The sequence below is a fragment of the Streptococcus salivarius genome, from assembly GCF_000785515.1.
Taxonomy (GTDB): Bacteria; Bacillota; Bacilli; order Lactobacillales; family Streptococcaceae; genus Streptococcus; species Streptococcus salivarius.
The window spans coordinates 699,432-718,507 of record NZ_CP009913.1 but is presented as its reverse complement, the minus strand read 5'-3'; the positions used below and the strand labels follow the sequence as shown (position 1 = coordinate 718,507).

General features: G+C 42.2%; 16 protein-coding genes. 2 read left to right on the top strand and 14 right to left on the bottom strand.

Annotated features, from left to right (window positions below):
- Positions 1-12: 12 nt before the first annotated feature.
- Genes SSAL8618_RS03590 through SSAL8618_RS03580 form a run of 3 tightly spaced genes read right to left on the bottom strand, consistent with a single transcriptional unit; the run spans position 13 to position 2,697 of the window.
- Complete coding sequence (locus SSAL8618_RS03590) at positions 13-870, bottom strand: shikimate dehydrogenase (protein ID WP_038675654.1); 858 nt, start codon at positions 868-870, stop codon at positions 13-15.
- Positions 860-1,537, bottom strand: coding sequence for a type I 3-dehydroquinate dehydratase (gene aroD, locus SSAL8618_RS03585; protein ID WP_038675653.1), 678 nt, complete (start codon positions 1,535-1,537; stop codon positions 860-862). The genes SSAL8618_RS03590 and aroD overlap by 11 nt, the downstream gene beginning before the upstream one ends.
- A complete protein-coding gene (locus tag SSAL8618_RS03580) occupies positions 1,534-2,697 on the bottom strand; it encodes a class I SAM-dependent rRNA methyltransferase (RefSeq protein WP_004182922.1) in 1,164 nt (387 codons plus the stop codon). Before SSAL8618_RS03580 ends, aroD begins: the two co-directional genes overlap by 4 nt.
- A gap of 161 nt (positions 2,698-2,858) precedes the next feature.
- On the opposite strand from SSAL8618_RS03580, the gene SSAL8618_RS03575 reads away from it, so the two are divergent.
- Both SSAL8618_RS03575 and SSAL8618_RS03570 read left to right on the top strand, forming a co-directional pair.
- The gene (locus SSAL8618_RS03575) at positions 2,859-5,045 is read left to right on the top strand and encodes an LTA synthase family protein (protein ID WP_004182926.1); all 2,187 of its coding nucleotides are present in this window, start codon (positions 2,859-2,861) and stop codon (positions 5,043-5,045) included.
- A 174-nt stretch (positions 5,046-5,219) separates the two neighbouring features.
- Complete coding sequence (locus tag SSAL8618_RS03570; RefSeq protein WP_002886071.1) at positions 5,220-5,405, top strand: hypothetical protein; 186 nt, start codon at positions 5,220-5,222, stop codon at positions 5,403-5,405.
- Positions 5,406-5,764: 359 nt separating this feature from the next.
- On the opposite strand, the gene SSAL8618_RS10795 is transcribed toward SSAL8618_RS03570, so the two are convergent.
- From SSAL8618_RS10795 to SSAL8618_RS03510, 11 genes are all read right to left on the bottom strand, one after another.
- A complete protein-coding gene (locus SSAL8618_RS10795) occupies positions 5,765-5,947 on the bottom strand; it encodes a hypothetical protein (protein WP_038675652.1) in 183 nt (60 codons plus the stop codon).
- Positions 5,948-6,543: 596 nt separating this feature from the next.
- A complete protein-coding gene (locus SSAL8618_RS10325; protein ID WP_072903608.1) occupies positions 6,544-7,929 on the bottom strand; it encodes a GH25 family lysozyme in 1,386 nt (461 codons plus the stop codon).
- A gap of 18 nt (positions 7,930-7,947) precedes the next feature.
- Entirely contained in the window at positions 7,948-8,220 is a 273-nt protein-coding gene (locus SSAL8618_RS03550; protein WP_038675651.1) for a coiled-coil domain-containing protein, read from the bottom strand.
- 12 nt (positions 8,221-8,232) lie between these two features.
- Positions 8,233-8,559, bottom strand: a complete 327-nt coding sequence (locus SSAL8618_RS03545; protein WP_038675650.1) for a hypothetical protein — start codon at positions 8,557-8,559, stop codon at positions 8,233-8,235.
- A 12-nt stretch (positions 8,560-8,571) separates the two neighbouring features.
- Complete coding sequence (locus tag SSAL8618_RS03540) at positions 8,572-9,024, bottom strand: hypothetical protein (protein WP_038675649.1); 453 nt, start codon at positions 9,022-9,024, stop codon at positions 8,572-8,574.
- 2 nt (positions 9,025-9,026) lie between these two features.
- Positions 9,027-9,257, bottom strand: a complete 231-nt coding sequence (locus tag SSAL8618_RS03535) for a phage holin (RefSeq protein WP_038676984.1) — start codon at positions 9,255-9,257, stop codon at positions 9,027-9,029.
- Positions 9,250-9,684 carry a phage holin family protein gene (locus SSAL8618_RS03530; protein ID WP_038675648.1) on the bottom strand — a complete coding sequence of 145 codons (435 nt, stop codon included), beginning with the start codon at positions 9,682-9,684 and terminating at the stop codon, positions 9,250-9,252. The genes SSAL8618_RS03535 and SSAL8618_RS03530 overlap by 8 nt, the downstream gene beginning before the upstream one ends.
- A gap of 11 nt (positions 9,685-9,695) precedes the next feature.
- Complete coding sequence (locus SSAL8618_RS10605; protein WP_081094129.1) at positions 9,696-11,867, bottom strand: SGNH/GDSL hydrolase family protein; 2,172 nt, start codon at positions 11,865-11,867, stop codon at positions 9,696-9,698.
- Positions 11,867-13,732 carry a phage tail protein gene (locus SSAL8618_RS03520; RefSeq protein WP_080730928.1) on the bottom strand — a complete coding sequence of 622 codons (1,866 nt, stop codon included), beginning with the start codon at positions 13,730-13,732 and terminating at the stop codon, positions 11,867-11,869. Before SSAL8618_RS03520 ends, SSAL8618_RS10605 begins: the two co-directional genes overlap by 1 nt.
- Positions 13,729-14,457: a hypothetical protein gene (locus SSAL8618_RS03515; RefSeq protein ID WP_038675647.1), complete on the bottom strand. Its 729-nt coding sequence runs from the start codon at positions 14,455-14,457 to the stop codon at positions 13,729-13,731. The genes SSAL8618_RS03520 and SSAL8618_RS03515 overlap by 4 nt, the downstream gene beginning before the upstream one ends.
- Positions 14,454-19,061: a tape measure protein gene (locus SSAL8618_RS03510; RefSeq protein WP_038675646.1), complete on the bottom strand. Its 4,608-nt coding sequence runs from the start codon at positions 19,059-19,061 to the stop codon at positions 14,454-14,456. The genes SSAL8618_RS03515 and SSAL8618_RS03510 overlap by 4 nt, the downstream gene beginning before the upstream one ends.
- Between the last annotated feature and the right edge of the window lie 15 nt (positions 19,062-19,076).

Below are 19,076 nucleotides of genomic sequence, written 5' to 3'. Positions count from 1 at the left end.
AGTCGTCCCCTCCTAGCTATTGTAAATATTTTCTAATTCCTGCCAAATGGCGTCTGTTGGCATGTCCTTGCCTGTCCACAATTTAAAGGCACCTGCTGCTTGATGAAGCAACATGCCAAGTCCGTTCACAGCCTCTATTCCCTGTTTTCTAGCCAAGGCCAAGAAAGGTGTTTCAAAAGGCTGATAAATGATATCAGCAACCAAGAGTCCCTTAGGAAATTTTGTATCTGTAGGAATAGGCAAGGATGCGCCATCCATACCTACACTCGTCGCATTCACCAATAAATCAGCCTGGCCTAGTTCCTCTTTAAAATACTTAAGATCATTTAAAGCATGAAACTCCAAGTGACAAGTTGTCTGTTCAAGTAAGGACTTAAAGCTCTCTTTTGCCTTATCCAATGACTGAGGGCGAACATAGACACTTACTTTTTTGGCACCATCAAGAACTGCCTGCGTCACAATAGCTTTAGCCGCACCACCAGCACCCAAAATCATCAGATGGGCATCTTTAGAGCTAAAGTTCTTTAGACTAGCAAAAAAGCCAAAACCGTCCGTATTATGACCAATCAAACGCCCATCACGATTAACAACTGTATTGACAGCACCAATCAGTTGAGCTGCAGGACTAATTTCATCCAAAAAAGGAATAACTGCTTCCTTATATGGCATGGACAAATTGATACCGAACATGTCGTAACGTCTAATATTTTCAACTGTCTCGGCTAGGTCTGATTCCGGAATCTCCCAGGCCACATAAACACCATTAATTTGTGTCTTCTCAAAGGCCGAATTATGAATGAATGGCGAAATCGAATGCTTGATTGGATTGGCGACAACAGCTGCTAGGCGTGTGTGTCCATCAATCTGCATCCAAAACCTCCCTGATTCTGCGCATATCTGCTAAACTAATTTGTCCTGGAGCACTGGCATTATCAAGACTGGCAAAGGTCCATGATGACCCTATCAAGTCGCCCGCAAAACGTGACAAACGACCTAGTTTCCCCATTGACATGGTCACAAACTCCTGCTCAGGATTAAAGGCCTTAAAGCCACGTGTGAAGTTCATAAGGTCGAGAACATCCTGCTCATTCTTAGGCATAACTGCCACCTTAACCACTCGTGGTGTCAAGTTTGCCATCTCAGAGAAAAGTTCCATGAGGTTTTCAGGTGTCTCCTCAAAGTTATGATAAGACAAAACCAAGTTTGAAAATTCGAGCATTTGATCAAAGACAGCCTTACGTGTGAAATACTCAAAATCAATATAATCTGGCGAATAAATCGCAGCTACATCCTTAATCAGTGCGACATATTCCGCATCCGTTAACTCAAGCCTACCACCCTCACGCATTGTACGGATGGTAAAGATAATCTCAAAGCCTGCGAATTTCTCGAAAATAGCCGGAGCAACCGTTAAGATACTATCCTTATCTAAAAAATCTGCACGCCATTCAATAATGTCTGCCCCCTCAAAACGAGACAGTTCAAGCGCTTGTGCCTCCTCTAAACTAGTTGGCATAATCGGAACTACAATTTTCATTTATTTACCTTTATTGTGTATACTTTCAAATAATTTGATGTTGGATCATTAGGATTGACGGTAAAATCCGCTGGTAATTGTTGCAGGTTAACGAAGTCCGCTGAAACATCTCCCAAGCCCTTACGTAGTTGTTTCTTAAACTGTTGCACTGTCATATTAGCAGCATTGGTACTTGCGATGATTGTCCCATGCTCTGATAAAATATCAAGACTTTGTGCAATTAACTTGTGGTAATCCTTATTTGCTGAGAAAGTGCGTTTCTTATTTCGAGCAAAGCTTGGCGGATCGATGACGATAAGGTCATAAGATAAGCCTTTTTTCTTTGCATATTTGAAATAATCGAAGACATCCATCACGACCAAGCGATGATTTTCCATACTAAAGCCATTAGCTTCAAAATGAGCCGTCGATAATTCACGTGAACGCTTAGCCAAATCAACCGATGTCGTTTCAACCGCTCCCCCCATAGCTGCAGCCACTGAAAAAGCTGCCGTATAGGAGAACATATTCAAAACTGATTTACCCAAAGCTAGGCCATTAACTAAACCATCACGCACTTCATGCTGATCAAGGAAAATTCCCGTCATTAGCCCATCATTGAGGAAAACTTCATAAGAGACCCCATTTTCTAAAATGGTGAAGGTATCAGCCGCCTCCTGCCCAAAAAGATGGTCTGATTCGAAATCAAGACCCTTGAAGCGGATTTTCTCATAGCCTCCCAAGACCTCAGGAAAGACCGTTTGGAAAGCCTCTACAATAACATCCTTCAAGGAATAAACAAAGGCATTGTACCATGAAAAGAGGGCATAATCCCCATATAAATCAATTGTGAGTCCACCAAAATCGTCACCATCTTGGTTGAAAAGACGAAAAGCTGTCGTCAACTCATTATCATAATAGGATTGACGTTTGGCCTTAGCCCTTTCAAAAAGTCCTTGAAAATAAGTCACTGTCAATTTTTCTTTATTAGGGGACAGAAACCATCCTATCCCCTTATTTTGACTTGACAAATAGCCCGTTCCTAAAAAATCTTTGGACTGGCTATAAAGGTAAACCAACTGATTATTTTCAGTTATATTTGGAAAATCTTCTGCTAAAAGAAGCTGTTTTCCTTGTTTGATTTTTTTCTCCGCAAAGGGACTTACCGTCAATATACTCATGTTACTATTATACCAAAAAAATGCTATTATTTCTGTTTCGTAACTAGATTTTATCAATTATATGTCAAGGAATATCACACTCAATGGCAGTAAATTTTTGAGAGTCATTATCTTATTTGGTATAATGATTAAGATAATATAGAATCAAAGGAAGTATTACTTTGAAAAAAATTAATGAAGCCTTTTGGAAAGGAGTTTCATCAAGACTTGGATTTATCCTCTTGTTACTCTTCTTTTACTGGCTAAAAACCATATTCGCTTATTACGTCAACATTAATCTTGAGTTGGAAAGCAGATATCAGGTTATGCTTTCGCTGATTAACCCTATTCCACTAGGATTAATGCTTCTAGGTTTAGGACTATACTTCAAGAAACGACGTTTCTTTTATAGTATTACCATTGCTATCTATGTCATCCTTAACCTCTTACTTATTGCTAATGTGATTTACTTTGGAGAGTTTACAGACTTCATCACTGTAAATACCATCCTAGCAAGTTCTAGTTCGGCAGCAGGACTAGGAGACTCCGCCAAGAACCTTCTTGAGCCAAGCTATCTCTTCTACCTGATTGATGTACCTTTCTTCATCTATGCTGGTTTCAGGAAGAAGCTTAAGATGGACAGCAAGCCATTTAACAAACGAGCTAGTTTTGCCGTCACTGCACTATCGACACTCCTTCTCTCAGTTAACCTCTTCTTAGCGGAAGTTAACCGTGGCGAGTTGTTGACACGTGGTTTCTCAAATAACTATATTGTTCGTGCTATGGGGATTCCCTTCTTCACAGCCTATTCTGGTAACTTAACTTATCAGGCCTCACAGGCTCGTTCATCTGCAACAGCTGAGGATATGAAAAAGGTTGAAGCTTACGTTAAAGAGCACTATGCAGCACCTGATCCTAAGTATTATGGAATTGCTAAAGGAAGAAACGTCATCGTTATTCACCTGGAAAGCTTCCAACAGTTCCTCATTGATTACAAGCTCAAAGTAGACGGTCAAGACTATGAGGTTACACCATTCATCAATTCCATTTACCACTCAAACGAAACCCTAGCCTTTTCAAACTTCTTCCACCAAGTTAAATCAGGGAAAACTTCTGATGCTGAAACCTTGATGGAAACGTCTCTCTTTGGACTAAGCACAGGCTCATACATGGTAAACTATGGTGGTACCAATACAGCCTATGCTGCACCATCTATCCTAGCTCAAACAGGTGGCTATACGTCAGCTGTTTTCCACGGAAACACTGGATCCTTCTGGAATCGTAATAACACCTATAAACAATGGGGGTATAATTACTTCTTTGACTCATCAGCCTTCACTGAAAAAACTGATGAAAACTCATTCCAGTATGGTCTAAATGACAAGTACATGTTCCCAGATTCCATCAAATATCTGGAACAAATGCAACAACCTTTCTACGTTAAATACCTTACAGTATCTAACCACTACCCATACACTTCACTCTCAGGCGATGAAAAGGAACAAGGTTTCCCACTCGCTGAAACAAAAGATGAGACAGTCAACGGATATTTTGCAACAGCTAACTATCTTGACTCAGCAATCAAAGACTTCTTTGATTACCTTAAGGAAACCGGTCTTTACGACAACTCGATTATTGTCATGTACGGTGACCACTATGGTATCTCTGATACACGAAGCAGCAATCTTGCTGAACTTCTCGGTAAGAACCCTGAAACTTGGTCAAACTATGATAAGGCCATGCTTCAACGTGTTCCTTACATGATTCATATTCCAGGATATACTGGTGGTGGCATCTCTAACACCTTTGGCGGTGAGGTCGATGCCCTTCCAACTCTCCTTCACATTCTTGGTGTTGACACTAGCTCTTATATCCAGATGGGACAAGACCTCCTATCTCCTGATAATAAGCAAACCGTCGCATTTAGGACCTCAGGTCAATATGTTACTCCTCAATACACCAGCTACTCTGGTCGACTCTATAACACTCAAACAGGGGAAGAAATTACCAACCCTGATGAAACGACTAAAAAGGATAACGAAGCCATTCGTAAGGCAGTAGCCACTCAGCTTTCAATGAGTGACGCTGTTCAAACAGGTGACCTCCTTCGTTTCTATACACCAAATGGTTTGAAACCTGTTGATTCCAGCACGATTTCCTACACGAAACAGATGGATCAACTGAAACAGATTAACAAAAAGATGAAAGATAAATCAACTAGCCTCTACAAGCAAAAAGGCAATAAATCAACAGCTGATCTATTCAAGACCCCATCTTACAAGGAGCTACATCCTGTAGAATCCGAATCAAGCTCTAGCTCAAGTTCGGGTGAATCAGAGCCAAGCAGTTCTTCAACGGAACAACAATAACCCCTAAAGGCAGTCCTCTATGGACTGCTTTTTTAGATTAAACAAGTTTCAAAACCACTTGGCTGAAAAATTGTAATTCTCTTCTCACTAGTTACTCTCAAACATATTTCTTGCTAGTTTGCTATAAGCGTGATTAAATAGGATTTGTAAGAAAACTAATAAAGGAGAACCGATATGAATCCAATGGAATTATTTAACCAAGTAAAAGAAATGATCGAAAAGAAAGATTTCGAAGCTGCTAAAAAGTTTGTCGATGAAAACAAAGATGATTTGGGCGAGTACTTCGACCAAGCTAAATCTCTTGTTTCAGGTAACGAAATGGTCAGTGGAGCTTTAGACAAGATTAAAGGCCTATTCTAAGACGAAATCCCCGCAATCAATAGGATTGCGGGGGCTTTTTATGTCTAGAAGTCCTATTTAGAGACGGTGCCTAGCTTAGTCAAAAGTTCTTTAGAACAAGCAAAAAAAGAGATTCCCTAAGGAACCTCTTTTTATTCTATATGACTATAGAATTATTTTTTCAAGTTGTAGAATGATTTCAAACCACGGTATTCTGTTAGTGCGATTTTAAATGCGTATATAATAGGAAGAAAACCTATTAAATAAGGATATATGCGTGTACGGTATAGATGATAAAATGCACATAAAGTTACTAAAGTTTACACTTATTGCCCCTTATTTGCCCCTTTTTCAAATACACAAAAAAGGCTAGGATAACCCTAGCTTTTTATCGTTCCCAGATTACATCGTCTTTCTGCGATTAATTCCTCTAGCTCATTCAAGTCCGTAACCGAAGCGTGGTTACGGATGAAGCTGCGAGCTGATGACCGCTTTGATAAGTAGTTGCGATACTCTCTATTGTTTTTGTTCCACTTCTTAGTGGCCTTTTGTTGTGCGTCCATTACGCCACCTCTCTTTGAGTCAGCCTATAAAGTCAATCAATTCTTCAAAAGGAACTTCGTCGAAATCTTCGTAATCTGTGAAGTCTTTCATGTACTCTTGTAAGTCGTTGAGGACTTTTTACTCAGTAACTTCTTCTTCTCCGTCATAAGCCATTTTGTACTCTTTTACAAGTTGGTTGATTTGTTCTTGAGTTAATGCCATTTTATTTTACCTTGAGAACTTCTTTTGTTCTCCCTTTCCTTATCTTCATTTATATTATAGTACATATACTATATGTTGTCAACACTTTTGGTAAAGATATTTAGTTTTTTTGCAAAATAAAAAACCGCCCATAAAAGGGCGGCGTCTACCTATGAAGGCTATTCTCAAAACCAATACTATTATACCACAAAAAAAATAAAAACCCCTGCTCAGAGCGTATCTGTCCATAGTGGATGCAGGGGGATTGTCGTTCATAGATACATTATAACACAAAAAAAAAGCCCCAGCATAACGCTGAGGCTTCGACCACTACCACCATGATGTCCGAACTGTGGTCTGTCGGGAGGTGATATACTCCTTTTCGTTTTTTAGTTTTCGTGGTTCTTTTATTTAATTATACACCAGTTTGACCTTGTGTTGCTTGTGCACGTTCTTCAATCGCTTTAACCACTGATGCGCTAGCTTCACTGATTGCTTTAGATACTGCTGCCGTGTCGTTTGATTGGCTATTCAAGAAACGGTCAAAATCAGCGTCTGGCAAGGTCAAGTGTTTAGCTCCCGCCGAACGTAGGGCATCTACTGTACCCATTGAGCCGATACCGAATACACGACCATTAACCACACCAACATAACCTTGAGAACCGCTTTCGCTACGTACTACATAATCCATATTTTCTTCTTCCTCTTTCTGATTTACTAAACTGTCACCGTCATTGATGATAACAACATTTTTATCCAACCCGCCAGCTAGACCAGTGCTTGTAAACTGCCACCAGCGTGTGTGTCCCATGTTTGGATACACGCCCCAATAAGGCTCTGGGCGTACCTCATAGTCTGGGTAGGCTGCAATCCATAGACTATTAGGATAACGTGCAGTAATCTGATCTACATACACGTTCGCTAGTGTATATGGTTTGTAACTGTAATAGATTGGCTCAAAGCCGTTCGCCTTACATACATCCATAAACGCCAATACTGCATTAGTATTCGCTTGTTTATCACCGCTAGCGCCGTCTTCATAATCACAAACCAAATAACGAGGGTGTGATGGCAAGTTAGCGATAAAATAGTTAGCTTCAGCTTGTGCTGCCGCCACATCACCACCAAAACGGGCAAAGTGGTAGTAACCAATACAATTACTAGTGTTAGTTTGTTGAGCGGCTACTGGACTAACCCAGCCCACGCCCTCGGTTACTTTGATAACCGTGTTATTCGTACCACTAGCATTGCAGATACTAGTCAGGTCGCCCGGTTGGTAAGCTGATACGTCGATAAAGTAATTATCCTGTGCCATGCCGTCAAACGGCAATTCAAACCAACCGACCATTTGTTGACTTGGTGCACTCCAATCGATATAACTGAAATTACCAGCACTATCGAGGTTACGGGTTACCTTACGAGTCCAACCGCCATTATAAAGAGCGTCACCGTTACCGTCGATATTCTGCTCGATTGTAGTAACTGTGCCGTCTGGGTTTTCTGCGACCACAAAACCGATATGCCCGAATTGATGGTATGGCAAGCAGTTAGTTACCCACACACTCCCTACTGGTGGATTGTTTGCACCGTCGAAACGTGTGACTTTAAGCCCTTGACTTTCTGCTCTACTTAATCCATCAATCGCATTTAAGTAGCTGAAATCAAGATTAAATAAACCCGCATACTGTAAAACGTAGTCAATCAAGCTGATACACTGACCACCATGAGGGTTAGTGGGAACAGTGACACGTTGATTGACTAGGCTCTCAAGCGTGTTTAATAACTGTGTTTTTGATGTCATAGATATCCTTTCTCATAATTATTTTTGAATAGATTGTTTAATCTCCGAGATAGTTCTTTCCAACTCTTCGACCTTCTTCTTCAACTCTTCAATTTCGCTTGTTGGTAATTGGGATTTCGTAACCAATGGGTCTTCCGCCCATTGGTTTTGCTCTACAACATGTTGAAAAAAGTTCTTATAACTCGGAAATAACCCATACGCTTGGCTGATAGACAACGATGAAGATTGTTTATCTTTAATTTCACCAATATCATGACCAATATATTCTATTACATCTTTTAAATTACTCATAAGCCCACCTCATTAGAGGGTGTTTTTAGCTGTTGTATATACTGCTGCCAAATCTTCAGTTTCAATATCTGTGATACGATTACCAAATTCTGTAAGTTTAGTAATAATACCAGAATCAACATTACCACCAGCAGCGGCAATCTTATCAGCAAGCTCTTTAAGCGTATCAAGCTCTTCAGGAGCCCCACCAATAAGGTCAGTTTTAGCTTGCGTGATTGCTTGTGTCAAGCGTTCTTCAGTCACACCTTCCGAACCCTTATCAGCCTTGCCTGCTAAGGTTGTTTTGATTTCTTTGATATCGGCACCCACAGCTTGGGCAAAATCATGTAATTTACTCATTTATTTATCCTTTCAAATTTTAGCCAGATTATAGATGTTTACGAGGTCTTCCGTGGTATCACCGCCACCGGCAATGTACCCAGAATCTCGTAATTCATCCGCTAGTAGTTTTAGTTTAGGGTCTTTTTTTGATGGGATAGCACCGTCAATATTTAGTGAGCTCTTAACTTTAACCTTGAAATTGTTTGATGGGAAGATATGCCCATCCAGTTTAATTTCAAGGTAGTAAGTGCCAGTAGCTACTACACTGCCCATTGAGAATGAGAAACGACCGTTTTCAACGGTAACATCTTGATAAAGTGCCACCACTTCATCGTTGGAAAGCGTTAGCTTACCAGTGCCGGACAGCTCCATGCGTTTACCATCGTAACCCAAAATTTCAAAACCAAAGACGGAAGTGGTGTCCCCTGATTTTAGGATATCACCGCCTTCGATTTGGTTGATAGAGGTCATGAGCTTAGCCATAACTAGTCCTCACGAGGTTGATGGTAGTTCAATGCACGTTCACTGTCTGCCACACCCTTTGTAGTTGGGTCAGTTACGATTCCAAGGATAACCAAGATCACAACGAAAGTATTTACACCCTCTTGGATATTACTAGGGATAGTAAGTCCAAATTGTTGCAACATCAAGAACACCGCTGAAATAAGTGCTACTAGAGTTGTTTTGTTTTGCAAGCGTAATTTAAAATTAATCATTTTCATTGTCCTTTCTTTCTTCTTCGATTGAAGTTAAATTAAATTTGTCTTTGTCAATGTTTCGTTTAATGTACTTATCAAAGTACGGAATTTCTACTCCTAGAGCAGATAAGCTAGCTAGAATACTAGATCCATAAGCTGCAATCATAGCCATGATAAAGGCATCTAACATCCCGCCTAAATTCATGAAATTAGCGAACGGATAGAAGATGGCTACAAAGATAATCATAGCAGTATGACTGACAAGCCCTTTTCTGAATTTAGAGCTTGAAAACTCATGATAAGCCCACGCCCTGGATACTCCCACCACGATATCACTAGCAATGATAATCATTAGTAGGAACACCCATAAATGGTCATCTATCCCATGCTCGTAGAAGTTCCGTACAACATCCAAAATCCCCCAAATTCCATCTGGCTTGTTCAATATTCCCCCTTCTACTCAAATTTCAAACCACGGAAGGATGATGGTTGATTTGGCGTGTTTTTAACTGAAATCTTGTAGAGACCAACATCCAACCGTGCGCCATCATCCAAGTTAGCACCGTTGCTACTTACAGACACGTTCTCCCCGAAGTATTTAACTACAACTGGTTTATTGACATAAACCAAAACTTCAAACATGGTCTTTTGAGCCCCATTAAAGTGACCCTCTAAGTCAAACCCATCTACCTTTGAAGGTAAGAATTTAACCTCTTTTTCAACATCAGATAAATAATCCGAATAGTTCAAGTCTGAGACAACACGATTATTCTGGTAGCCGATCTTATCACCGACAACGACTTCCTCGACACGATGAATCAACTGACTAGCTAGAAATTCTGCCGATTTTTGATGACCTAAATCACCAAAATGACACATATCAGGAATAAGAGCCTTAACACTATACTCTGAGTTATTCAGAATGTTTCTAGTTCCAGCGTTGTAGTCAATGAATGGAATACCTAGTTCTTTCGCCAAATCTCTCTTGAGAGTATCAGCGATACTGTTAATCTTTGAGCCAAAACGCTTGTAGTTTTCAAATTGGGCTTGTGTCGACATTAGAATTGGTTTAATTCCTTTTGATTTCAAACGTTTAACAATGTCGATGTGGTTCTCTTCGAAAGGTTGAATGTTGTCCTTCTGGTAAACACTGTCATTAATTCCCATTGAGATAATAGCATAGTCGATTTTTTCGGTGATTGGAGCTAAGACAGCATCCAAGTTATCTTTTAACCAAGCAATTGTTTTTCCAGAGAAGCCCCGATTATAGAATTTGTGGTTATAGTCATACCCTTTTTGACCGTTAATAATACCGTTTAAAATCTCGGTATAAGTGTTTGGTTTTGGTGTCAAACTTTCAAGAACATTTCCTGAATAACCAGATGTTCTGTACCCATCCGTCGTTGAGTCACCTAGCGTTACGATAACTGTCCGCTTGGTTTGTAAGTCAACTTTCAACCGTTCAAGTGTGATGTCTTGTTTGCGTTGAGTTTCTTGGTTGACAAGAAAAATATTGCTATTGCTAGAAATATGCCTAATTTCATTTTGGTATATTTCGGCCACTTTGATTAGTGAAGCTGCTTTAGAAATATCTTTCTTCTTGTGACTGTCGTAACTATCCATGTCCGCTACTTGAAACTTTTTGTTTTCTCTATCAAAGAGTAACAATTTCCCAGAGTAGTTCGGTAAGGTAATTTCAAAATCTTCAATGCCGTTAATGTAATAATTTTGAAAAGAGACAATGATGTCGCCTTTTCTTTGACCTCTGACAGTATTTGTTTTGGCGTCATATGTGATTTCCCCTTGGATAACTGTCCCCCAGTCGGCATTCACGTAGTCTAAGCGTTCACCGACTTTGAGCCCCACCGTCTTAACAAATGGAGAGGATTGTGGGTGAACCAATGCTCCATTAAATAGGATTGCTAAGATGGTTTCACGATTACCAATGTTTTGAATGTCGTTTAATGTTTTGACATATAACGAGTTCGTCTCGTCGTTGTAAATAACGTACTGCGACAAACCCGTTTTTGGCAGCGGAGCTGTTAAGGTACCTCTGGCGTTGGCTTTACGCTTCCCGACCTGAAACCAGCTGCCACCGCTTAACTCTACTTGAGAATTAGTGACGTCAATTAATAGGCGACCAGCAATCATCAACCCAAACCCCATGCGTTCATCAAGTTTGGTGTCTGTTACTGCTCCATCAACGATGTTAGATGTTGCAACGGCATTGTTCCCAACCACTGCCACCTTGCCGCCTGAAATTTGCTCTCTTGCATCTTGCGCAAGGTTTGACCACGTTATTTGGCCGGTACCGTTCTTGTCAACCTTGGCATCATTGTTCCGTTCCCCTAGTTGTTGACTTGATTGGGCGGTTGTTTGGATATCTTGGAGACGTTGGTTTAGAGTTTCGTATTCTCCACGAGCTTTGGCAACTTCCATGTTGGCGTTACCGTTGGCAGTGCCGTCAGCGTATGTCGTTTCAATGGCCTTTGCGATGGCCTCTCGAACATCTGCCCCCCTAGTTTTCTTTCGGATAGCTCTTGCCAAAATGTTGATGTTCTTGGTGTTTTCCAAAGGCGTCACGTCATCGTATAGATTTAAGCGCCCTTCTGCTTCATTCTGTGGCATTAGTTACCTCCTTCTTTTAATTCATTTTGCAATCGTGTGATTTCGGCTTCTACATCCTTAATCGTCCTAGTACGTTCTTGTTCATCCATGTTGAATGAAGTTAACTGATTGTCGTAATTAGCTTTAGCTGCGAGATAATCAGCGAACGCTTTATCATACGCAGTCAATTCACCTTGCGTAGCGTCTGGTTTAGGTGGGTTTGGCGCCGTAGGTGCTATCGGCTCTGTGGCAGGTCTGTTCTTAAGCGATGTAAGCTGACTTTGTAGAGCCTTCAAACGTTTAGCCTTATCAGTAGTTGAAGTGTTCTGTTTGACACGCTCGATAGAGTTTTCGGCCTCTTGTAATTGCAATTGATAGGCTGCAAGTGATTGAGATTGTGAACCAATAGTCAATTCGACTGATTGTGGGGTCAGTATATCAATTTTTTTCTCCAAAATTTGCAAAGTTTCAATGCCGGAAAGAGGCGCATTGATAATTGGGTGCTTGTTCCCAATCTCAAACTTATCGTATCGGTCATCAACCAAATAGCGCTCAACTGCTGAAATCGTCCATTTTGCGAGGGCGATTTTTTGGTTTCTCAAATACTGCTTACCACGAGCCAATAGGACACTAGGGTTGTCAATTTCCGTCCAGATTACGGGTTTACGGATGATGCCAAACTCCTTGACAAGTTCCTTATCTTCAAGATACAAACTATGGTTATTGACATTCCAAATGGTAATCTGTTCCCTTGTAACATCGGGGCTTTGGTCTTCGTCTGGGTGGTCTTTTTGAATATCTGCACCGACTGGCATAATTTGAGTAGCAAGTCCGTCAAAATCAAGTAAACGACTAGCAGACTTGATGTTTTTACCAATTTGAATCGGTGACTTCTTGACCTCACCAATGTCTTTCGTCCAATCTAAATGCAGCGTGGCGTTCCGCTCGCTAACTCTTAAATACCCGCCGATATTGTTAATGATACGCTCTCGGACACAATCCCAACTAGATTCATAGCCGATGTACCGATAAGGCTTATCTGTTCTACTATTAACAGTCACGCTATTTAAAATGTAGCGCTTATAGTCTTCAACTTGACTGTTTGCGACTTTCACCATCTCTTGCAAATACTGAGCAGCGCCACGGTTTGGCAATTTCTGGAACCATTGTGATGAATCGTGAAGGAACGAGAGGAAATCTTCACACGTTACCTTCTGAGCGAACCCATCCGTGGTCATTTCGTTAGTAGTTGTCAACACTCGTCCGACAAATTCAATAGTATCATCATATAGGTTAACCACTTCAACAATGGACTTAAACGGCACCATTTTATTGTACATTGGGTGTGTGAATGGAATTGCAAACGTAAATTCATGAATGGTATTTAATGCTTGAGTAATCTCACCAGCGATGATTTTTCCACCTTTTGCACTATAAGGGTTGTGGATCGTCTTCCGTCCCGCAGTAGTGCGAAGGAGCTTATCCCCACGTCTATCATGAATGCTAGGCCACCAATAAACTGCATAGCCACCCTTTTTCCGAGTTTTCTTTGGAGGGTCTGGTACGACAATTGTTCTGGCGGCAAGACCAACCAAGTCGCCATCACCACGGTAGAAATAAATGTGAGTGAAATACTCGCCTGCATCGTAATTGTGGTCAGAAACATTAATAGTACAGTACCAATTACCGCCCCACTCTACGCCACGATACCAAAATATATCATCTCTATCTGTGACCGTTTTCCACTCTTCTGAATAATATTCTTTTCTGCTCCAAGTCGGGAAGAACATCCCTTTAAATCCACCGTCAACACTGGCGCCAGACACTTTTATGGAGTACCCAGTGTGGCTAACGTTGAATATTTCAATTGTTCCAGTAGCTGTCATGCCATCACCTCGTTGTTAAAGTGCATGGCGACCGTGCCATTTCCTTTAGTTTTGAAATAGTTGATACCTTGATACAAAGTCAATGTAAACTCCCTATTTTCGCCACGCTTTAGATTGTAAATTACACCGTCTTCATCGGTAAGCGTGATATTTTCATCGCAATAAACGACTGGGCTAATAGCTGTATCGCCAGAATTAACGAAGTAAATTGTTTTTTCTGCGTTCTTATACCCCAACTGCCATTTAGTCCATGTTGAATCATCACTTTCAAAATCGAAGGTGTCCCAAACATCGTCAAAGTATTCGTTCTCATGAAATGCAAACGGATAGCACTTAAATACAATCGTAGCAACCAAATTCTTTTTAATCGGATCATCGGCCACCTTAATACTCTTGATCTTGCCCATCCAGTAATAGCGTCTGTCATGGGTATCGAATAATTTCTGTTCTGTCTTAGTTACCATCCGAGACTTAATCTCACGTTCTGCGGCCTTACGCCCTTCATATTCCGTGAATGGTAGCTTAAATTCATAAGTAATTTCTCTAGGCTTAAACACACGCTCCCCCAAAATACTAGAAAAGTCGAGTTCCCCTTGCATGAAGGGGATAGACTCAACGATTTCCTTCTCTTCTGGCGTTGGTGCTTCACGTTTCTGCAAGTACCACCCAGAGTCCCGACTGTTAAAATCGCCGAACGTGATATATTCTTTAATTTTAGTAATCATAATCTGTGTCGTCCTTTCAGTGTTTTAATCGTATCAATGGCACTGTTGAAGTTATTAACTGTACCACCGACCAATGCACCGGTATCAAGTACCATGTTTTGGCCTTGTGCGATTTGTTCTCTAACATCTGCTAGAGCATCAATCACATCATTAAGTAAGCCCGCTGAGTGTGCAGCATACGCTTCTTGACGTGCTGAGATAGTTGCATCTGGGGTTTTATCTCGCAAGACTTCCATCTTAAGCTGACTAGCCATGTTTGAAGTGGCACCAGTGAGCATTGCATTAGCTCGAACATTGAAGCCGTTGACTTGGTCACGGATGTAGTCAAGACTATTAGCTACCTCTGGAGCTGATTCGTCGATACCTCGTGCAATACCAAGACCGATATACCAACCAACTTGGTCACGGAAAAGGTGTGAAGGTGAGTGGATTTTGGCTTTAGCTTGTGCAGCTCGTTCCGCTTGTGCGACTAGGGCGTTTGCTGCTGCTGTAACTGCTCCAAGAGCTGACATCAGACCAGCGGCAAGACCTTGACCCATGTAAGCACCCGCTGAGAAGAAAGCACCATAACCGGCTCTTGCTGCGGCTGCTGCTTGGTTAACCGCTGCTTGCGTAACTGCGACTAATTGTTGTCCGCTCGCTTGCATGGCTGATACCATTTGAGCACCACCGGCACGAATAGCGGCAACCACTTGATTCATGCCGTTTCTAACCGCTGAGACGATTTGATTCATGAAGGCTTGCGTACTAGCAACCATTTGCATACCGCTAGAACGTAGAGCCGCCGTCATTTGCATAGCTCCAGACGTTACCGCTTGAACTGCTGACATCATGCCTGCACTTACTGCCATACCTAGCGACATCATTGTTGCTTGCAATGTCATTGCTGCTGCTCCGGCTGTAGCAAATACACTAGCAAGCATCATGACTTGAGCACTTACCATAGCAAGCCCTGCTCCTGCCATTTGGGCTGAGCTAGCAAGCATAGCAAGCTGACTAGATACCATAGTCGCCATCATGGAAACCATGCTGAAACCAGTCTGAGCGGTCATGAGTTGAGCACCAAACATGGTAACTGCTGAACCTGCCATCATAAGCTGTGATGTCAGTTGCATCAATGATGTAGCGAACATCATGAATTGACTGTTAAGCATCATTAGTGAAGTACCAATCATAGTGAATTGAGTACCTACAAGAGTTAAGCTAGTACCTAGCATAGTTGAGCTAGTAGCCATCATGGTCATGCTCGTAGTGATCATAGTTAACTGAGTAGCTAACATCGTTAAGCTAGTAGTTAACATAGTCATGCTTGAGCTGATAGAAGTCATGCTAGCAGTCAACGTCATTGAAACTGTACTGAACTGAGTTAATCCAGTCGCTGCCACCATCAAAGCTGGTGCTAGTGTCATGATTTGTGTTCTAAACGCTGTGATAGGGGCTACAATAGCCGTTAAACCAGCTAGCGATTGACTAGCTTGACTAGAGAACGTGCTGAACGCTGTTCCTGCTGTAGTGAGTAGTGATTGTAAGTTAGTGAATGATGATTGAATGCTTGTAATCGTGCTGGAGAATGATGTCAGACCAGATACAGCACTAGATGCTGAACTAGACACCTTGCTCATACCATCTCCAAGCTTAGTCATACCAGTACCAGCTTGAGCAAGCCCTGCTGAGTTGTTACCGATAGACCCAACACCTTTGGCCACTGCTGCAAGAGATGCAGCCATGTCTCCTAAGTTTGTGTTGGTAATCTTAACCACACCATTAGCGAGCTGATTGAATCCAGACCCTGCCTTTTGTGCTGCGGTACCGATTGAGTTGAACACGTTAGCTAGGCTATTCAATACACTACTGATTGCACTACCTGCTGATGTAATCACGCTTGAAATTCCTTCAAACGCTGACTTGATGCCGTTTCCGATACCTTGAGCCGCTGTGCTGATTGACGTTCCGACTGACTGCACTACGCTGGCTATGCCTTGCAAGGCTGCTCCGATAGCTGAACCAGTAGCACTAATAATGCTTGCCACACCACTTAGAGCCGTACTAATAGCCGCACCAATACCCATTGCAGCCGTAGCGATTGCCATTCCTGCCGCTGACACAACCGATGCAATGCCACTAAATGCAGCACTGATCACACCCCCAATGGCCGTTATGATAGGCACTATTTGAGTGATTGCTGTTACAATCGCTGAAATGATTTGGCTGATGATAGGTGCAAGTGTTTGAACGACTGTAACGATTGCAGAAATCACTTGACTAATGACCGGTGCCATTGTCTGAACGACTGTCACAATCCCTTGAATCAAGGTCATAATAACTGGGGCCGTTGCTTGAATAGCTTGGACAATCACTTGTAAGACCATTGCAATTTGTGGTCCGAATTGCCCGATTACTTGAGCAACTTGAACGATGCAATTTGAAACAACCGGAGCGATTGCCACGATAGCGTTAGCAATGATTTGAGCTACTGCCGTAATTGTGTTACTGATAATTTGGGCAATCGGAGTTACTGCTGTAACTATCTGGCTAATCGCTGAGCCTAGGGCGGTAGCCAGTCCACTAAAAGCGTCAATGATGGCTGGCAACGTCCCTAAAATAGACGTCCAAGCATTCCCAAACGCTGTAATTACTGGGGCTGCATTGCCTAGAGCAGTTCCTACCGCTTCAACCAATGGTGAAAGTTTGGCTAGCCCTGGCGCAGCTTCACCGACTGCCTTGACGACAATTCCAAAAGCAGTCCCGAACGCTTCAATTACCGTTGCCATCGCACCACCAATGGCCCCTACAACAGTGCTGATTGCACCACCTAAAGCGCCAAGGATTTGTGAAACGCCTTGGGATTGAGTAGCGAGCAAAGCAAGTGAAGCAACTACGATAGCAATAGCGGTACCAATTCCGACCGCTGCGATTGCAGCCGAAGTTCCTAAACCTGCCAATGTTGAAAAACTTACGCCTTTCAGACCTTGCAAAGCTGCTTTAAGCCCTTGTCCAAAACCTTTAAAAGCAGTTGATAGTCCTGTTCCGATACCTTTTGCAGCCGTTGAAATGCTAGTTCCTGTTGATTTAATGACATTAGCCATTCCACTAAATAGCTGAGTAATCGTCGATTTAGAACGTCTAGCACTGTTGGCAGCTTGCTCTGTTCCTTCTGCAGCGTCCTCTCCGAATTTCTTGAATGGGTTTAGACTCTTGATGAAGTCTAACCCTTTCAATGCAACGCCTACCGCTGAAATCCCAGCTTTGGCAGTCATGAAACCTGCTACCATTGCCAAAATACCGCTAGTGATACCGTTTAAGATGCCCGGTGGTATTGCACTAATGAACCTAGATATTGCTGAAATTCCTTGAGAAATCCAGTTAACAAGCGTTCCGATAGCTGATGCAATCCCAGATATGATAGATTGCATCTCTGAGCTGCCTAAAACCTCGCCTAGTGACGAACCGAGGGTTTTAAGTGCGTTCCAAGTATCTTGCACTGCTGCCTTAAACGATTGAAACGCTCCAGTATCAGCAAACGAGCTGATGAAGCTTCTAACTGATGTCGTGGCAATATTCAAGGCTTGTGAAATACCGTTAGCAATGTCCCCAAATACTGAGCCAATGCCCTGCATAAGCTTGTTCCCGTCAATCTTGCTAAATAGTTGCTTGATTGAACTTGAAATGTAAGTAAAAGTCGCACCTAGATTTTTCAAGGCTCCTGTATTTGAGAAACCCTTCCAAAGTGAAGACAAACCACTGCCAATCTTGTCGGCAATAGCGTTGAAATCCATTCTTTCAATAGCATCAGTTAGCCCGACAACTGCCTTGATACCAATCTGATTGAGTTTTTCAAACTGTGGCATCAGCTTAATACCGATAGACTCTTTCATACTATCGATAGCTTGGTCAACAGTCTTGAACTCCGTGGCCATCTTACTGAATACTGGGTTGTTACCAGCTCTTGTGATAGCGTCAAAGAAGTCCTCGGTCTTAATCTTGCCGTCTTGGACAGCTCTAACCATTTCATCGGTACTCATGCCCATTTCCTTGGCTACTGCTGCGATACCGGCGGGCGTTTGTTCCATCATGAGCTTGAAGTCTTGCCACTGAACTTTTGGCTTAGCGGCCATTTGGGTCGCTTGTTGGCTCAAGGTCTTCATGGCTTGTTGTGGATCCAAGGCTGCTGCTGCAAGACCGCCAAAGCCTTTAACGAGCTCGGTTGTGTTCTTCGTTCCGACGGCTGCTAACTGTGAGTAAGTAGAAGCCATATCGGACGCTGAATAGATAGTTTTAGTGGCAAAATCTTGCAACTCGCCTTTTACTTGCTGAATTTGAGCGGTAGGCATCCCAATCTGTTCCATGTTTCCATCGAACATTTTCCAAGCCTTTGTTGCACTGTTAAGCTCACCGACCATGGATTTGATACCACCACCAAGAGCACTGAGACCACCCATAACGGCACCACCGATAAGGTTAGCACCCAATACAGATTTAAAGACCGAACCGACCTTGCCGGCTGAGCCTTTCAAGCCCTCTAACGCCCCTTTGATACGTTTAGCCCCACTTTCAGCGTCCTTTCCGTCAAACAACGCCTTGATGGTGACTGTACCATCTGCCATAGATTACCCCTCCTT